Genomic DNA, 15,992 nt, shown 5'->3' with positions numbered 1-15,992 from the left:
CACACATTCTTAGCAATCATGCGTATTCAGTTTTGAAGGAATAACGAAGAGAGGAGTCAATCCACTGGATTGGCTCTTTTTCCTATAAGAGAAGGGGAGCACATGGAACCAAAAGCAGAGAAGAAATATGAAGCTGACATGTACGAGCCGATTCGGAATTATTTTGTGGCACAAGGATATGACGTTTTTGGAGAGGTCAAGCATTGCGATTTAACAGCCATCAAAGACGAGGAACTGATTATTGTTGAGTTCAAGCGCAACTTAAGTGTGGAATTGCTCATACAGGCAACCAAGCGACAACGCTATACCGATTTTGTTTATATGGCAATTCCGAAGCCCAAATACAAATTGTTTTCGAAAAAATGGCAAGATATATGCTACTTGGTGAGACGTCTCGAGCTTGGTCTCATTCTCGTGTCCTTTCCCAAAAGAGGGCCCGCAGTCATGGATGTGAATATTTCACCGGGCCCGTTTGATCGGGTAAAAAGCAAGCAATTCAATCAAAAAAAGCGAAATCGCATCATTGAAGAGATGCGGGGAAGATACGGCGATTACAATGTTGGCGGCAGCTATCAAACCAAGCTCATGACTGCCTACAAGCAGAGCTGCATTCAAATCGCGACATTGCTTCAGCAGCATGGGCCGTTATCCCCTAAATTACTCAAGAGTAAAGGGGCAGGGGAGAAAACCTCGTCGATTCTTATCCAAAACCATTATGGGTGGTTTACCCGTGTGCAACGCGGGCTGTATGCGATCACTCCAACAGGCGAGAGAGAAATAGCGGAATACCCTGAGCTCATTGCTTACTATCGAGAACAGGCAGAGGAAATACACGGTACGCTTACTCTGGACTCAGAAAAACAAAGGCAGCCTGTCGTGAAAAAATGACAGGCTGCCTTTTTTTATTGAAGGAGTGAATTAGTTCGCGATCCATTCTGCTGTCATTTGCCCCACCAGTGCACGCCCAGCCACAATGTCTGGATGGAACTGGATCGTTGCGTTTTGCCGGACGATTTTCACCTGTTGAATGGCATTCAATAATGGCTGTTCATTCGTCAGCTTCCCCCGAGCTTTGGCGATAGAAAGTCCCGCGACCGTGCCTTGAGCCATTGCCACTTTGGCACTTTCAATTCCCGAGATATTGCCGGCAACATAGAGTCCAGGGACTGGCGTTCGCATGCTCTCATTGTGCAAGGGTACATGCCCGCCCAAGGAGGGAACATAGGCAAAAGGGCACCCGGCAATCGCTGCCAATTCGGCGAGTGGACTTAATCCGCCTGCGATACAGACGAAATCAGCTGGAATGACTTGTTCGGTTCCAGCGATGGGTGAACCATCGGCTGCAACGCGGGCGATACGGACACCCTCGACTTGAGACGTTCCGACGATCTCCACTGCTGCTGTTCGCAGTTGAATCGGGATGTCCCACATAGAAAACCCGTTTGAGGGATAGAGGGACACTGCCAGCTTTTGCATCCATGAATTTCCCATCAGTTTGCTCCCCATACGAATCAACTGAGAAGGGGCCAGATGGGCGACGCGCAATAAGGATTGCATCACGGCTTGTGGGTGCCCGGCAGTGCCGCTGACAGTCGTACTAGGTGGGAGAATCATTCGATCCACCGTAATCCCGGCCAACTGCAATTCCCGGGATATTGCCACCGATAAGATATTGATTCCAATGACTACCCCGCGTTGTCCTACTCGCACGCGCTGCACATTTGTCATGACTTGAGCCGCTCCAATAGACATCACGCCAGGTAACGTCCATCCTGGCACGGGTACGGCTGCTTCAGAAGCACCCGTTGCGATCAGGAGCAATGGGACTGTCATTTCCCCCTGTGTCGTAGAGACGACCCAGCCATTCTGGGATTGCGTCAAATGGAAAACGGAGACGCCGCAACAGATCTCTACACCGAGAAGCTTCGCTTCCTCCGTGAGACGGGCTGCCTCATCTAGTCCATTCCACCACACACCGTTCGGTTCTTCGTGAAGCTGTCCAAGCAAGCGTCCCCCAGGACGATAAAACTCATCGACTACGCGAACAGCCAATCCCTGTTTGGCACTTGCAATTGCTGCGGATAAACCCGCCGGTCCAGCCCCGATGATAAGAAGGTCGATCATGCACCATGTCCTCCTTTTTTCAAGGGAGTAGGAAGGATAGAACCCGCATTCACTTGCATGCCTTCCTGCACAAGCGTCATACAAGCACGCACAGTTGGGACACCGTCTACATGTACGCGACATTCATAGCAGTGACCGATATTGCAGTAAATTCCTCGCGGTGTTCCTTTTTCCTCATGCACCCGAAGCGTACGTACCCCTGCGGCCAATAGGGCTCCTGCAATCGTCTCGCCTTCGTAAGCCGTATAGACAGTGCCGTTATAATAAAAAGGAAGCTGCTTTCTGTCACCGAGTGAACCGAGGACCGGATGGTGATCAATGCGTTGACTCATGCCCGTTGCCCCCCGAGCGTTTGAAATGAGACAGGACGAATAGGCGGTTGGTATCCAAGAGGTACAGTATGAGAAGGCGCTTGGCCAGTTACTTGCTGAATGACCTGATCGATCAATGTGCGGCAGGTTCTCCCACCGCAGCAGCCCATGCCGGCTCTGGTCCGGAGCTTTAGCTCGCGTGCGGTACATGGATGGGTTTGGGCGGTCTCTACCAATTCAGCGAGAGTTACTTCTTCACAACGGCAGATAATCAATGGATGCGATTCCATGATGAAGCCTCCTTTCATTCTTGCTTGATAAAAATGCAAGTGTCGTGCCAGGGAGAGGCGAGTGAGATCGTCCTAGCTGGCACAATACTTGCTAATTATTCTCAAAGAAATTGCCCAATCACGACAAACAAAAGAGGGATGACAAAGATGGAAAAAGTAACAAGACTGCGTGAGCAATTCGATTCACTTGGGATTGACGGGATGTTGATCACCAATGGACAAAACCGCCGATACCTCACAAACTTTACAGGTACATACGGAGTTGTCCTCATTTCAAGGGAGCAGGCCAAGCTCTTCACAGATTTCCGTTACACAGCCCAAGCACAAGCACAAGCAACAGACTTTGAGATCGTTTATTTGCCGACAAAAGAATCCGTATACAGTGAAGTAGCGCGCCAGTCGGAAGCGATGGGGATCACCCATCTCGGCTTTGAGGAGGAGAATGTCTCGTTTGCTCTGCATCGCAAATACAGCGAGGCCGTCCAAACAGCATTCATTCCGACGTCAGGTGTCATTGAGGGTTTGCGGATGATTAAGACAAGGGAAGAACTGGCGATCATCCGAACGGCTGCACAAATCGCCGATGCGGCATTTTCACATATTACTTCCTTTCTGCGACCTGGTATCACAGAACTTGCCGTGTCTAATGAATTGGAAATGTTCATGCGAAAGGAAGGGGCGTCGGGCTCTGCTTTTGACATCATTATTGCTTCTGGTTATCGTTCCGCACTTCCACATGGCGTAGCGAGTGAAAAAATGATTGAAGCGGGAGATATGGTCACGTTGGACTTTGGCGCATTGTACCAAGGGTATCGCTCTGATATTACCCGTACGGTTGCTGTTGGCACTCCTGATGAACAGCTCAAAGCCATCTACGAGATCGTTCTGGAAGCACGCCATCGGGCTGTTGCAGGCATTCGTCCTGGCATTACCGGGAAAGAGGCAGACGCCTTCGCACGGGACTACATCACGGAGCACGGCTATGGCGAGCGATTTGGACATGGGATGGGACATGGAGTGGGCCTCGATATTCATGAGGAGCCATTTATGTCTACTCGTTGCACCGCTGTCCTCCAAGAAGGCATGATTTTGACCGTGGAGCCGGGGATTTATATCCCAGAGCTTGGTGGTGTCCGTATCGAAGACGATTTGGTTGTCACAGAGAGTGGCAATGAGGTGCTGACACATTCACCGCGTGAATTGATCATTTTGTAAATCGAGAGTCAAAAAGTCTTGGCCGAGTAAATGGGCTGGGGCTTTTTTTGTCTAACAGCGGTGTCTAAGAATTGAAACACAAAAAGCACTACAGTGTACAAAAAAATTTACAGCAACCGACTCCAGAACTTTGCCACTGCCGCCTTTATTTTTGGCACACCTCTTGCATTCTGATAATTCTGAAAATCATCACTTAACGACAGAACAATGGGGGTTGATCAAATGAAAAAAAATATGTTTGCAGTAATGAGTAGCGTAGCAGTCATGGGATTAGCGTTGGCAGGATGTGGAGGAGGACAGCCAGCCGAGCAAGCAACACAGAGTGGACAGTCGAGCACGCAGCCAGCACCTGCCACCATAACTAAAGAACCAGCAAAAGCACAAGTTCTACGCTGGAATCTTCACTCCGAACCACCTACAGGTGATCCTGGGCTTGCGGAAGACACGACCTCTGCTGCCATCGTCAAAGCAGTTTTTGATGGATTGACACGTATCGGGCCTTCGGGCAATCCGGAGGAAGCAGTAGCCGAGAAGATTGAAGTATCGAGTGATATGAAAACATACACCTTCAAGCTGAGAGACTCCAAGTGGAGCAACGGAGAATCGGTAACTGCGCACGATTTCGAATACGCGTGGAAGCGAGCTCTTGATCCGAAGACAGCGTCCAATTACGCCTACCAGCTCTATTACATCAAGAATGCGGAGAAGGCTAATAAAGGGACTGGCAGCTTGGATGATGTCGGCGTAAAAGCATTGGATGACAAGACCCTCCAAGTAGAGTTGACGAATCCAACCCCGTTTTTTCTGGAGCTAACCGCCTTCCAAACTTATTTCCCGGTAAATAAAAAGATAGTCGAGGCAGATGAAAAATGGGCTGGAGAAGCCAAAACACACGTAGGAAATGGTCCATTCAAAATGGAGTCTTGGGAACACAAAAGCAAAATGGTACTCGTGAAAAACGATAACTACTGGGACAAAGATAGTGTCAAGCTGGACAAGATCGAGTTCTCGATGGTGGAGGATGAAAACACAGAGCTGTCCATGTTCGAAAACGGCGAGATTGACTGGGCAGGCAGTCCGTTAAGCTCGTTGCCAACAGATGCGATGCCAGCGCTTAAAGACAGTGGAAAGCTGCAAGTGAAGCCTGTCGGTGCTACGTACTGGTACAAGTTCAATACAGAGAAACCTCCGTTCAATAACGTGAAGATTCGTAAAGCTTTTGCCTACGCCATTAACCGTCAAATCTTGATCGACAACGTACTCCAAGCGAATCAGCAGCCAGCGATGGCGGCAGTTCCTCCAACAATGGGACTCAATACGGGCGGTTATTTCAAAGACAATGACCAAGAAACGGCCAAAAAGCTGCTAGAAGAAGGAATGAAAGAGCTGGGCATCTCAAAACTGCCGCCAATCAAGCTCAGCTACAACACGTCCGAAGGGCATAAAAAGATCGCAGAAGCGATTCAGGACCAATGGCGCCAAAACCTTGGTGCAGATGTGAAGCTGGAAAATCAGGAATGGAAGGTGTACCTCGAGACGATGCACGAGGGCAACTACCAGGTCGGGCGTCTCGGCTGGTCTGGTGACTTCAACGATTCGATCAACTTCCTGGAGCTGTTCAAGGAAAAGGACGGAGGAAACAATGATACGCGTTGGGAGAATCCGAGATTCAAAGAGCTGCTGAATCAGTCGGCCACCGAGAGTGATCCGGAAAAGCGCAAGGCGATTCTGCGTGAAGCCGAGCAAATCATGATGGATGAAATGCCGATTATGCCGATCTACTTCTATACGCATACATGGGTGAAGAATGACAAGCTAAAAGGAATCTTCCAGGATGGTCTAGGTGCAATCGACTGGAAATGGGCATCAATCGAATAATACTCGAATGGGGGATGGGCTATGAAAAAATGGGGAAGTGTGATAGTCGCAGCGATGTTGACTCTAACGCTTGCTGTAGCGGGATGTGCCAATCAAGGAGCTTCTACTGGAGGTGCAGACGCTAGCGAGATACTCGTTGGTGTGATTTTACCAGTAACTGGTAATAATGCAACGGATGGAAAAGACATGCAAAACGCCATCGAAATGGCTGTCAAAAAAATAAACGACAGCGGTGGAGTTCTTGGGAAAAAATTGAAGATCGAAGTGGCTGATGATGGCTGCGATCCACAAATGGCGACGACAGCAGCCAATAAGCTAGTCTCTCAAAACGTAGTAGCTGTCGTCGGTGGCTACTGCTCAGGTGCGACACTACCCTCATCTGGTGTATTCAAAAATGCCAACATTCCCATGATCGTTCCCGCAGCCAATTCCGCCAAATTGCCCGCTCAAGGCTATGACACCCTCTTTTTGATCAATGGCCTAACCCCAGATCAAGCTCAAACCGCAGCAGATTACATGGCAGCGAACCAAGCGGAAAAAGTTGTGCTCATCCATGACAATTCTGCCTACGCCAAAGACCTGGCCGATTTTGCCAAAGCATCCGTTGAGAAATCTGGCGGAACCGTCATTGCGTATGAAGCAATCAATCCCGAAGAAAAAGATTTCAGTGCGCTGGTTACAAAGATAAAAGGTCTCCAGCCGGACGCTACTTATTTTACCGGTTATTATGCGGCTGGCGGACTCATGGTCAAGCAATTCAAGCAAAAAGGCGTATCCGGTCTATTCCTCGCAGGCGATGGCTCATTCAGTGAGGACGTCATCAAGATTGCTGGTGCAGACAATGCGGAAGGGCTTTTGATTACCGCGACCCCTACAGCGGAATTCATCGAGGGGGCAGAAGCGTTCACTTCTGCGTACAAGCAGACGTACAACAACCTGGCACCGGGGCCTTTCTCAGCGTTGAGCTACAATGCGGTCAATCTGCTGGCAGATGCGATCGGGCGGGCGAACTCGACTGATCGTGACGCCATCAAAAAAGCGATCAAAGAAACAAAGGATTTCAAGGCGCTCGGACAAACGATCTCGTTCAACGCCCAAAATACACTGGATACCTCCAACTTCGCCGTTTTGAAAGTGATGGGTGGCAAGTTCACGTTAGCGAAGTAGGGCATGCGTCAATCATTGCCTCAAAGGATGGTGGAGGAATGGATATTCTCGTCCAAACACTGGCGGACGGACTGGTCATCGGTGCTTTTTACAGTTTGATTGCTTTGGGCTACACGATGGTTTTTGGCATTATCAAGCTGCTCAACTTCGCGCATGGCGATTTGTACATGCTCGGTGCATTTGTCGGCTATACCTTGCTCAGCGTGCTCGGAGGAGACTCTTCCGGGGCAGGCTTGATGGGAATATTGATTGTCTTATTGCTGACGATGGTGATTGTCGGCGTCATTGGGATGGGGATCGAGAGTGTGGCTTATCGGCCGCTCCTGTTGGCTCCACGGCTCTCTATCCTGATTACGGCAATTGGTGTCTCGCTCTTTTTGGAAAACGGCTCGATGATTGTTTGGGGGGCGCAGTATCAAGTGTATCCCTTGCAGCTTTCCCACGACGGCATGAGTCTGCTAGGGGCCAAAATCACGTATGTCCAAATCGGGCTAGTCATCATCGCGGCGCTTTTAATGCTGGGCTTGCATCTATTCATCAATCGCTCGCTGTACGGCAAGGCTATGCGAGCGATTGCGCTCGATCAGACGGCTTGTCATTTAATGGGCATCCATGTGCATAAAGTCATTGGCTTGACCTTTTTCATCGGTGCTTCGTTGGCAGCAGGTGCAGGTACGATGGCAGGTGCTTACTACGGAACCGTCAATTTCATGATGGGCTTTATCATTGGACTCAAGGCGTTTACGGCGGCAGTTTTGGGGGGAATCGGCAGCATTCCAGGAGCGATGCTGGGTGGACTGCTGCTCGGGATGATGGAGACAGCCGGAACATTTATTTTCGGCGGTTCATGGAAGGACGTCGTGGCGTTTTCTCTGTTGATCTTGATTCTCGTATTGAAGCCAACGGGCATCATGGGTGAGAAAGTGACAGAGAGGATGTAGCGGATGAACCCATCTCGAAAAATAATCGCTGTTGTCCTGTTGCTCGCCGTCGCGTGTGTACTGCCGTTTTTGTCCAATAACTACTGGCTGGATGTTGCGACACTTGCCTTGTTCTACGTTGTCTTGGCCCAGGGACTGAATGTGGTAGTCGGCTTTGCCGGATTACTCGACTTGGGCTACGCCGCCTTTTTTGCCGTAGGCGCTTATACGACAGGCATTCTGATGACGGTCTATCAATGGTCGTTTTGGCTGACCTTGCCTGTGGCTATGATATTTGCGGCTATTGTGGGTGTGATCATCGGGGCGCCAACACTTCGGTTGCGCAGTGACTACTTGGCAATCGTCACCCTCGGCTTTGGGGAAATCATTCGTATTTTAGCGATTAATCTTACTATTACCGGATCAGCTTCAGGCATTTATGGAATCCCGCGTCCTTCTATTGGGGGTTATGTTCTTGGCGATCAGATCGACTTTTACTACTTGATCTTGATCATTGCGGTTGTGACGGTCGTGGCTGTAAAACGGTTGGGCACATCCCGCATCGGCAGGGCGTGGATGTATATCCGCGAGGACGAGGATGCTGCAGAGGCGATGGGCATTAACCGGATGAATATGAAGCTGCTGGCGTATTCGATCGGTGCTGTCATCGGGAGTCTGGCTGGTTCTGTTTTTGCTGTCAAAATGAGTGCGATTGCGCCGCTCAGCTTTAGCTTTACCCAGTCCATTATGATTCTTTTGGCAGTGGTATTGGGAGGCTTGGGCAGCATTCCCGGCGTCGTCTTGGGTGCAGTGCTGGTCATAGCGTTACCGGAGCTGCTGCGATCAGTGGAAGATTGGCGGTATTTGATCTTCGGTGCCGCGCTGGTCGCGATGATGCTGTTTCGCCCCCAAGGACTGTGGCCTGCCCGCTATGAGATGAAACGAGGCGCTAGTCGTGGCGAGACCGAGGAGGCTACGGAAGGGGGCAGGGGTAATGACGTCAAGCTTGACAGTGAAAAATGTAACGCTTAAATTCGGCGGTCTGACTGCGGTAAACGATTTGTCTTTTGCTATCAGCCCAGGCTCGATCAGCAGTATCATTGGCCCGAATGGAGCGGGGAAAACCTCCGTCTTCAACATGATCACCGGATTTTACCGTCCGACTGCGGGGCAGATCATCCTTGAAGGAAACCAGCTCGTGGGAAAAAAGCCAAGCCAAATCACTCGGCTCGGCATGGCACGAACGTTTCAAAACTTGCGGCTGTTTCCGAATTTGACGGTCTTGGATAATGTCAAATCAGGCATGCACAGCCGCACGAGCCAAACCGTCTGGGGAGCACTCTGGCAGACAAGGGCACAGCGCCTGGAGGAACAGTTGATCGAGGATACGGCAAGGGACTGCCTTCGTTTCGTGGGGATGGAAGACTCTAGCTGGCGTATTGCCAAAAACTTGCCGTATGGCGCTCAGCGTTATTTGGAAATCGCACGGGCCCTAGCTACCAAGCCGCGAGTGTTGCTCCTCGATGAGCCTGCTGCGGGGTTGAATTATGAGGAGAAGGAAGACCTGATTGCTTTGATCAAGCGAATCCGCACTCATTACAAGTTGACAGTGCTGATCATCGAGCACGATATCAGTTTGATCAAAAAAATCTCGGAAAAAGTAATCGTCCTCGACTACGGACAGAAGATCGCAGAGGGAACTCCCGAGGATGTGCTCAGCAATCCGCGTGTCGTAGAAGCCTACCTGGGAAAGGAGGAGGAGGCGATATGACACCACTTTTGACAATCAGCGGCATTCATTCGTTTTACGGGAAAATTGAAGCGCTGAAAGGCATCGACCTGCATGTGCATGAAGGAGAGATTGTCGCTTTACTAGGCAGTAATGGTGCTGGCAAGAGCACGACACTCAAAACGATTTCCGGAATCGTTCGACCAAGCCGTGGAGATGTCTTGCTTCATGGACAGAGTCTCGTAGGCTGTGCTCCTCACCAAATTGTCGAGGCAGGCATCATCCATGTACCAGAAGGCAGGCGGATTTTTGCTGGCTTGACTGTGCGTGAAAATTTGGAGCTAGGCGGTTTTACACAGAGAAAAGAGAAGGCGGTCATCGCAGAGGGGATTGAGCAGGCCTTCGCGCTGTTCCCTCGATTGAGGGAGCGGAGTGAACAAATGGGAGGTACGTTGAGCGGAGGCGAGCAGCAAATGCTCGCAATCTGCCGCGGTCTCATGGCACGTCCAAAGCTCTTGATGCTAGATGAGCCGTCGATGGGGCTCGCCCCGATTATTGTGGCTGAGATCATGAATATCATCAGAGAAATAAACAGGCAAGGCACGACGATCCTTTTGATCGAACAAAATGCCAAGGCAGCGTTGAAGCTTGCTCATCGCGGCTATGTAATGGAGACAGGGCGCATCGTCATGGAAAATAAGGCAGACGTTCTCAGGGCCGATGATTCGATCGTCAAGGCGTATTTGGGTGCGTAGGCAGCGTGCACTTCTTTACGTGCCTGACGACAAAGGAGGAATCAACCATGGAATTGATCCGTATTTTGTCTGAGGTGTTGCCGCCCAAAGAGGGGCGAAGGTTTCCTGATTTTTGTTCGCGTTGGCGTGTGTTTTTGTGTAAAAAGCGACTGTAGTGGAGGGAAGAAGCGTATTTCCAGTCTACGCTTCGGCCTACGCCCCGCAAGGGGGATTGACTGTTCGCTTCGTAAAAAATGGCGGGAGCGCTTCAAACGTAGAAGTTTCGATGAAGGATTCCATGAGTGAAGCTGAAATTCCCCGCCATTTTTTCCTACGCTGGGGCGGGCTCCAGAGGCGCTTGGACTGGAAATCCGCTTCTTCCTACGCGGCTTTGCTGAAAAATGATTGCAAGTCAAAGGATCTACCTTGAACTGACCCAAAAACGATTTGAAAAACCGCAAGAACACCTAACAGCTCGAAAGCCCTGTCACATGTTTGGAAGGAGACCGCCCGAACGAAGAAGGATACAGGCGACTGGAAAACATGTGGCAGGGCTCCCCCATGCACAACCGTTGAAGGACAATATTTTTTACTTCCCCAATTTGTTATAGAGAGTGGCCCGCGATATGCCAAGTCTTTTCGCAGCGGCCTGCTTGTTGCCGTTTTCCAGCTCGATGGCTCGCAAAATCACTCGGCGCTCATGCGCTTCGATTTCTTCTTGCAACGAAAAGAGATCGGGAGGGAGCTCAATCGGGACCTGTTTCGTCTGACCTTGCAAGGAATACGGTAAATCCTCTTCTTTGATAATACCGTCTGTCGCAAATACCACCAATCGTTCAATGGCATTTCGCAGCTCGCGAATGTTGCCTGGCCAGTCATATTGGAGCAGGTTTTGCATCACATTTTGCGAGATAGCATGAATGGGACGGTTGTAACGTAAAGAGAATTCATAGAGAAAAAAGTGGGCGAGTTCAATCGTATCTTCAATGCGTTCTCGAAGCGGAGGAATTTTCAGCGTCACAACATTGAGCCGATAGAACAGGTCTTGACGAAACTTTCCTTCCTTCACTAACTCCTCCAAATTTTTATTCGTGGCGGCAACTACGCGGAAGTCCGCCTCAATCTGCTTGGTCCCTCCGACCGAATAATACTTTTTCTCTTGAAGCACGCGAAGCAGCTTCACTTGCATATCGAGCGGCATTTCTCCAACCTCGTCGAGAAACAGCGTTCCTCCACGCGCCAGCTCAATCATTCCTTTTTTCCCTTTTTGATCGGCACCAGAAAAGGCACCTTTTTCGTACCCGAACAGCTCGCTTTCAAACAAAGTAGGCGAAATCGCACCGCAGTTGATTGCGATAAAGGGCGCATTGGAGCCTTCCCGTACATCATGCACGGCTTTGGCGAAAAGCTCCTTGCCGACGCCGCTTTCCCCTGTGATCAAGACGGTTGCTTGGGTAGCGCTGAGCTTTTGGATCATGGACTTGACATGGCGAATGGGGAGACTCGTTCCCTTGATCTGTGCAAATGGATCAGGAGTCGGACTGAGCTTCGCCATTTCCTGCTGCAAATGATTCACTTTTTTATTGGCGTTCAACAGCTCCTGGTTTAGTCGGACTTGGCTCGTGATATCGGTTTCCGCCGCGACAGCACCGATGATTTTGTCATGCAAATAGATCGGATTGGTATTGATAAGCACGACGAGATCCTCCCGCGGCTGATGCTGATGACGGTAGAGAGACTGTCCACTTTGCAGAGATTTGAGTGTTTCGAGCATTTCGAGCGGGAAAAATTCGGTGATCGGGCGACCAATCGTTTCTTTTGCTTTCAAGGAAAAGATTCGTTCAGCGCCTTCTGTCCAAACCATCACACGTGCTTTTTCATCAATGACGGATATGGATGCATCCATGGTTTTGATCATCGTCTCGAAATACGCTTCCAAGATCTCGTACGAGGCAAAAATCGCTTGTATGACTGTACCTCGATGAAGGTAGCCGACAGGGACTCCGGGCTGTTTTTCGATCAGGAGATAGTTGTGAGTAGCGAACAGACGGATGGCGTCGGCCAATGTTGAATCCAGTGGCATCACAGCAGTTGATTCCCAAGGGGCTTGTGTACAATCGATCGTCACATTGGTGGTTAAATGGGCGGAATCGGCGACATGCCAGCCGGTTTGATGCTGGGCAAAAACAGGAATCGTTTCATCCAATGGAGGAGGGAGAAGCTCTAGATCGTTGAAAACCCGCATGTTTGTCTGGATCAACTCGGTTAAGGCAGGAAGTTTGTGATTCAACTCGATCATCCCTTTTAAAAGAGGTTGTTCAAGTGTATAAAATTTTGAACATTTTCTCATTTATTATACATTCACTCTCTCAGTTGTCAAAGAATTTAGACGAAATATTTTGGAAATCGCGCTTGGAACAATTGGCATGGCTTTTGCAAAAAGAGTAAGAGAGTAGCAGAAAACGCATTTGAGGAGAATCAGCATGACAGTACAAACCCATGCGCAGATTGCGGTAATCGGCGGTGGCATTATCGGTGCGGCGATTGCGTATTACGCTGCGAAGGCTGGATTGGATGTCGTTGTCCTGGAAAAAGGCGAGCTGGCATCAGGGACGTCCTCGCGCTGTGACGGGAATATTTTGGCGATTGACAAGGACCCCGGCTTTGACAGTCAGATGTCTCTGAAAAGCCAGATGCTCGTTGATCAGCTAAGCCGGGAGCTGGACCATACGTTTGAATATCGGGCACCGGGGAGTATTCTCGTCTGCGAATCTGAGGCTGAGATGGAAGCCGCTCATGAATGGGTGCGACGGCAAAAAGAAGCAGGTTTGCCGTTTCGGATGCTGGACCGGGCGGATATTCGGCAGGAGTCGCCTTACTTTGCCGACGACTTGCTGGGAGGCTTGGAGTGCGCCACCGATTCTACCGTCAATCCGTATATGCTGACCTTTGCCCTGTTTGAAGGAGCGAAAAAGCATGGAGCGAGGATCATGCGCCGTACTGAGGTCAAGTCGCTCAGACGTGATCAGGCGACGGGAACGTTTCATATCGGGCTTGGAACAGGCAGCATGACAGCCAAGCAGGTCGTCAACGCCGCAGGGGTGTGGGCGCCAGTCATTGGCGAAATGGTCGGGGTGGATATTCCGATCGTTCCGCGCAAAGGGCATTTGATCGTCGCCTCGAGACAGATGCCTGTCGGCGTGCGAAAGGTGATGGAGTTCGGTTATCTCATCTCGAAGTTTGGCGGGGTGCGACAGGTAGACGAGGAGACAGAGAAGTATGGAGTCGCGCTTGTATTTGAACCGACAGAAAGCCAGAACTTCTTGATTGGCTCCAGTCGTCAGTTTGTGGGTTTCGATACACGGATTGATCTGAATGTTGTCAGGTGCATGGCGAAAAGAGCACTGCGCTTTTACCCGAAAATCGCCGACTTCGCTATCATCCGCACGTATTGCGGTTTGCGCCCGTGGACAGAGGATCACTTGCCGATTATTTCTCGCGTAGAGGAAGTTCCCGGTTACTTCATCGCGGCAGGTCATGAAGGAGATGGAATTAGTCTGGCTGCGGTCACAGGTAAGCTGGTGTCCGAGATGCTAGTCGATCAGACAGACACGATCATTCCGACAGAGCCGCTGCGCTTGGACCGGTTTACGAAAAAAGGAGTGTTGCATCCATGAAAGCAACGAGGGTGTTTACCACCATTGACACGCATACCGGGGGAAACCCTACCCGCACGGTAATCAGTGGTCTGCCAAAGCTTACCGGAGGCACGATGGGAGAAAAAATGCTCCAGATGAAGGCCGAGTACGACTGGATTCGCACGTTTTTGATGTATGAGCCGCGCGGGCATGATGTGATGTCCGGGGCCTTGATCGTTGACCCATGCCATCCGGATGCAGATGTAGGGGTGATCTATATCGAGACAGGCGGATACTTGCCGATGTGCGGTCACGATACGATCGGTCTATGTACCGCGCTGGTGGAGACAGGCATGATTCCTGTGACTGAGCCGGTGACAAAGCTTACGCTCGATACGCCAGCAGGATTGGTCGAGGTAGATATACAGGTAGAGGGAGGGAAAGCCAAGGAAGTATCGTTTGTGAACATTCCAGCCTTCCTCTATGAAAAAGATGTGACTGTAGAAGTAGAAGGGATTGGCGCGGTGACCTGCGATATTGCGTACGGTGGAAACTTTTATGCCATCACAGATGCGCGCAAGCTCAATCTCGAACTGACGCCAGCCCATGCATCCACCATTGTCGATAAGGCTGTCACGATTCGAAAAGCGATTAATCAGGTCATGGAGATCGTTCATCCAGAAAAGCCGTTTATACGCGGACTGACCCATGTGGAGTTCTATACGTCCCCTGACAATCCGGGAGCGGATGTGAAAAATACCGTCGTCGTGCCGCCGGGCGGAATAGATCGATCGCCATGTGGAACCGGCACTTCCGCCAAGCTGGCGACCCTGTTTGCCAAAGGGGAGATCGGGATAGACGAACCGTTTGTGCATGAGAGCATCGTCGGTTCTCTGTTTACAGGAAGAGTGCTGGAGGTGACGGAGGAAGGGGGGCTGCCTGCTGTCATCACCCGAATTGCAGGCTCGGCCTGGCTAATGGGTAAGCATACGATTTTTTACAATCCGGAAGACGAGCTGGCGAATGGCTTTTTGCTCATCCCAGCCGCAACGGATCATTAAAACAAAACAAACCCAAATGGGAGAGGAGAATGAAAATGGCAAGATTTGAAGGAGTGTACGTGGCGATTGTCACGCCGTTTACAAACGATTATGAGGTGGATTACAAACGTTTGGCAGAATTGTGTGACTGGTTGATTCAGGAGGGTGTAGACGGATTGGTTCCATCCGGTTCGCTGGGAGAATACGCAACAATGACAGGAGAAGAGCGGGCAAAAGTCATTCATACCGTGATCGCTGCCGCAAAAGGTCGAGTACCGGTGGTCGTAGGCTCTGCTGCTCCGTCTACCCGTCAAGCAGTGGAATGGGTGCAATTTTCCAAGGATGCGGGAGCAGCAGGCGTGATGGCCTTGCCTCCGATTAACTACAAGCCATTGGAAAATGAAGTGTTTGCCCACTACGAGGCACTGAACACTGTCGGACTGCCGATTATTGCTTATAACAATCCTCACGACTACAAAATCGACCTGACACCGGACATTTTGGCAAGACTGGCAAAGTTCGAAAATATCGTCGCGGTGAAAGAATTCTCCGGTGATGTACGCCGCATACAGGACATTCTCGCCCAGACGGACTTGGAAGTGATGGTTGGTGTAGACGATCTCGTCATGGAGGGCGGCTTGATCGGGGCAACAGGCTGGATTTCGGGTGTGCCGAATGCGCTGCCAAAAGAAGGCGTAGAGCTGTTCCGTCTGGCACGGGCAGGCAAGCTCAATGAAGCACAAGCGCTTTATCGTCGTTTGTTGCCACTGTTCCACTACGATGCGAGTCCACAATTGGTACAGTCGATTAAATACATGATGGAGCTGGCGAATTTCCCAGTAGGGCCGACTCGTCCGCCGCGTTTGCCGCTGTCTGAAGAATACTACGCAGGCATTAAAAAGGCGTTTGACTACGCTGTCGGCGCTGCAAGCGGACGGTAAAGGAG

General features: G+C 50.5%; 15 protein-coding genes. 11 read left to right on the top strand and 4 right to left on the bottom strand.

Features of this window, described 5'->3' with window-relative positions:
• Positions 1 to 102 precede the first annotated feature (102 nt).
• Positions 103 to 888 carry a DUF2161 domain-containing phosphodiesterase gene (locus ASG16_RS13320; protein ID WP_056491174.1) on the top strand — a complete coding sequence of 262 codons (786 nt, stop codon included), beginning with the start codon at positions 103 to 105 and terminating at the stop codon, positions 886 to 888.
• A gap of 30 nt (positions 889 to 918) precedes the next feature.
• On the opposite strand, the gene ASG16_RS13315 is transcribed toward ASG16_RS13320, so the two are convergent.
• The 3 genes from ASG16_RS13315 to ASG16_RS13305 are packed head-to-tail and all read right to left on the bottom strand — an operon-like array spanning position 919 to position 2,725.
• A complete protein-coding gene (locus tag ASG16_RS13315) occupies positions 919 to 2,124 on the bottom strand; it encodes an NAD(P)/FAD-dependent oxidoreductase (RefSeq protein ID WP_056491177.1) in 1,206 nt (401 codons plus the stop codon).
• Complete coding sequence (locus ASG16_RS13310; protein WP_056491180.1) at positions 2,121 to 2,456, bottom strand: (2Fe-2S)-binding protein; 336 nt, start codon at positions 2,454 to 2,456, stop codon at positions 2,121 to 2,123. The genes ASG16_RS13315 and ASG16_RS13310 overlap by 4 nt, the downstream gene beginning before the upstream one ends.
• Positions 2,453 to 2,725 (bottom strand): (2Fe-2S)-binding protein, encoded by a 273-nt coding sequence (locus ASG16_RS13305; protein WP_056491182.1) that lies wholly within the window; start codon positions 2,723 to 2,725, stop codon positions 2,453 to 2,455. Before ASG16_RS13305 ends, ASG16_RS13310 begins: the two co-directional genes overlap by 4 nt.
• 147 nt (positions 2,726 to 2,872) lie before the next feature.
• Here ASG16_RS13305 and ASG16_RS13300 point away from each other — a divergent pair, with 147 nt between their 5' ends.
• The 7 genes from ASG16_RS13300 to ASG16_RS13270 all read left to right on the top strand — a co-directional run bounded on the left by ASG16_RS13300 (position 2,873) and on the right by ASG16_RS13270 (position 10,389).
• Positions 2,873 to 3,940, top strand: coding sequence for a M24 family metallopeptidase (locus tag ASG16_RS13300; RefSeq protein WP_056491184.1), 1,068 nt, complete (start codon positions 2,873 to 2,875; stop codon positions 3,938 to 3,940).
• Positions 3,941 to 4,162: 222 nt separating this feature from the next.
• Positions 4,163 to 5,818: a peptide ABC transporter substrate-binding protein gene (locus ASG16_RS13295; RefSeq protein ID WP_056491186.1), complete on the top strand. Its 1,656-nt coding sequence runs from the start codon at positions 4,163 to 4,165 to the stop codon at positions 5,816 to 5,818.
• A gap of 21 nt (positions 5,819 to 5,839) precedes the next feature.
• Positions 5,840 to 6,985, top strand: coding sequence for a branched-chain amino acid ABC transporter substrate-binding protein (locus ASG16_RS13290; protein WP_056491188.1), 1,146 nt, complete (start codon positions 5,840 to 5,842; stop codon positions 6,983 to 6,985).
• Between the two features lie 38 nt (positions 6,986 to 7,023).
• A complete protein-coding gene (locus ASG16_RS13285; protein WP_056491190.1) occupies positions 7,024 to 7,926 on the top strand; it encodes a branched-chain amino acid ABC transporter permease in 903 nt (300 codons plus the stop codon).
• Between the two features lie 3 nt (positions 7,927 to 7,929).
• On the top strand, positions 7,930 to 8,937 hold the full coding sequence (locus ASG16_RS13280) for a branched-chain amino acid ABC transporter permease (RefSeq protein WP_056491192.1): 1,008 nt from the start codon (positions 7,930 to 7,932) through the stop codon (positions 8,935 to 8,937).
• Positions 8,900 to 9,676, top strand: coding sequence for an ABC transporter ATP-binding protein (locus tag ASG16_RS13275; protein ID WP_056491194.1), 777 nt, complete (start codon positions 8,900 to 8,902; stop codon positions 9,674 to 9,676). Before ASG16_RS13280 ends, ASG16_RS13275 begins: the two co-directional genes overlap by 38 nt.
• Positions 9,673 to 10,389: an ABC transporter ATP-binding protein gene (locus ASG16_RS13270; RefSeq protein WP_056491196.1), complete on the top strand. Its 717-nt coding sequence runs from the start codon at positions 9,673 to 9,675 to the stop codon at positions 10,387 to 10,389. Before ASG16_RS13275 ends, ASG16_RS13270 begins: the two co-directional genes overlap by 4 nt.
• 568 nt (positions 10,390 to 10,957) lie before the next feature.
• Here ASG16_RS13270 and ASG16_RS13260 read toward each other — a convergent pair.
• Entirely contained in the window at positions 10,958 to 12,718 is a 1,761-nt protein-coding gene (locus ASG16_RS13260; RefSeq protein WP_056491198.1) for a sigma-54 interaction domain-containing protein, read from the bottom strand.
• Positions 12,719 to 12,851: 133 nt separating this feature from the next.
• On the opposite strand from ASG16_RS13260, the gene ASG16_RS13255 reads away from it, so the two are divergent.
• The 3 genes from ASG16_RS13255 to ASG16_RS13245 are packed head-to-tail and all read left to right on the top strand — an operon-like array spanning position 12,852 to position 15,987.
• Positions 12,852 to 14,045 (top strand): NAD(P)/FAD-dependent oxidoreductase, encoded by a 1,194-nt coding sequence (locus ASG16_RS13255; RefSeq protein WP_056491200.1) that lies wholly within the window; start codon positions 12,852 to 12,854, stop codon positions 14,043 to 14,045.
• Positions 14,042 to 15,067, top strand: a complete 1,026-nt coding sequence (locus ASG16_RS13250) for a 4-hydroxyproline epimerase (RefSeq protein WP_056491202.1) — start codon at positions 14,042 to 14,044, stop codon at positions 15,065 to 15,067. The genes ASG16_RS13255 and ASG16_RS13250 overlap by 4 nt, the downstream gene beginning before the upstream one ends.
• Positions 15,068 to 15,102: 35 nt before the next feature.
• Positions 15,103 to 15,987 (top strand): dihydrodipicolinate synthase family protein, encoded by an 885-nt coding sequence (locus ASG16_RS13245; RefSeq protein WP_056491204.1) that lies wholly within the window; start codon positions 15,103 to 15,105, stop codon positions 15,985 to 15,987.
• Positions 15,988 to 15,992: the final 5 nt, after the last annotated feature.

Source organism: Brevibacillus sp. Leaf182 (genome assembly GCF_001423865.2).
GTDB lineage: Bacteria > Bacillota > Bacilli > Brevibacillales > Brevibacillaceae > Brevibacillus > Brevibacillus brevis_C.
The sequence above is the reverse complement of the archived record's forward strand: the minus strand, read 5'-3'. Positions and strand labels throughout refer to the sequence as shown.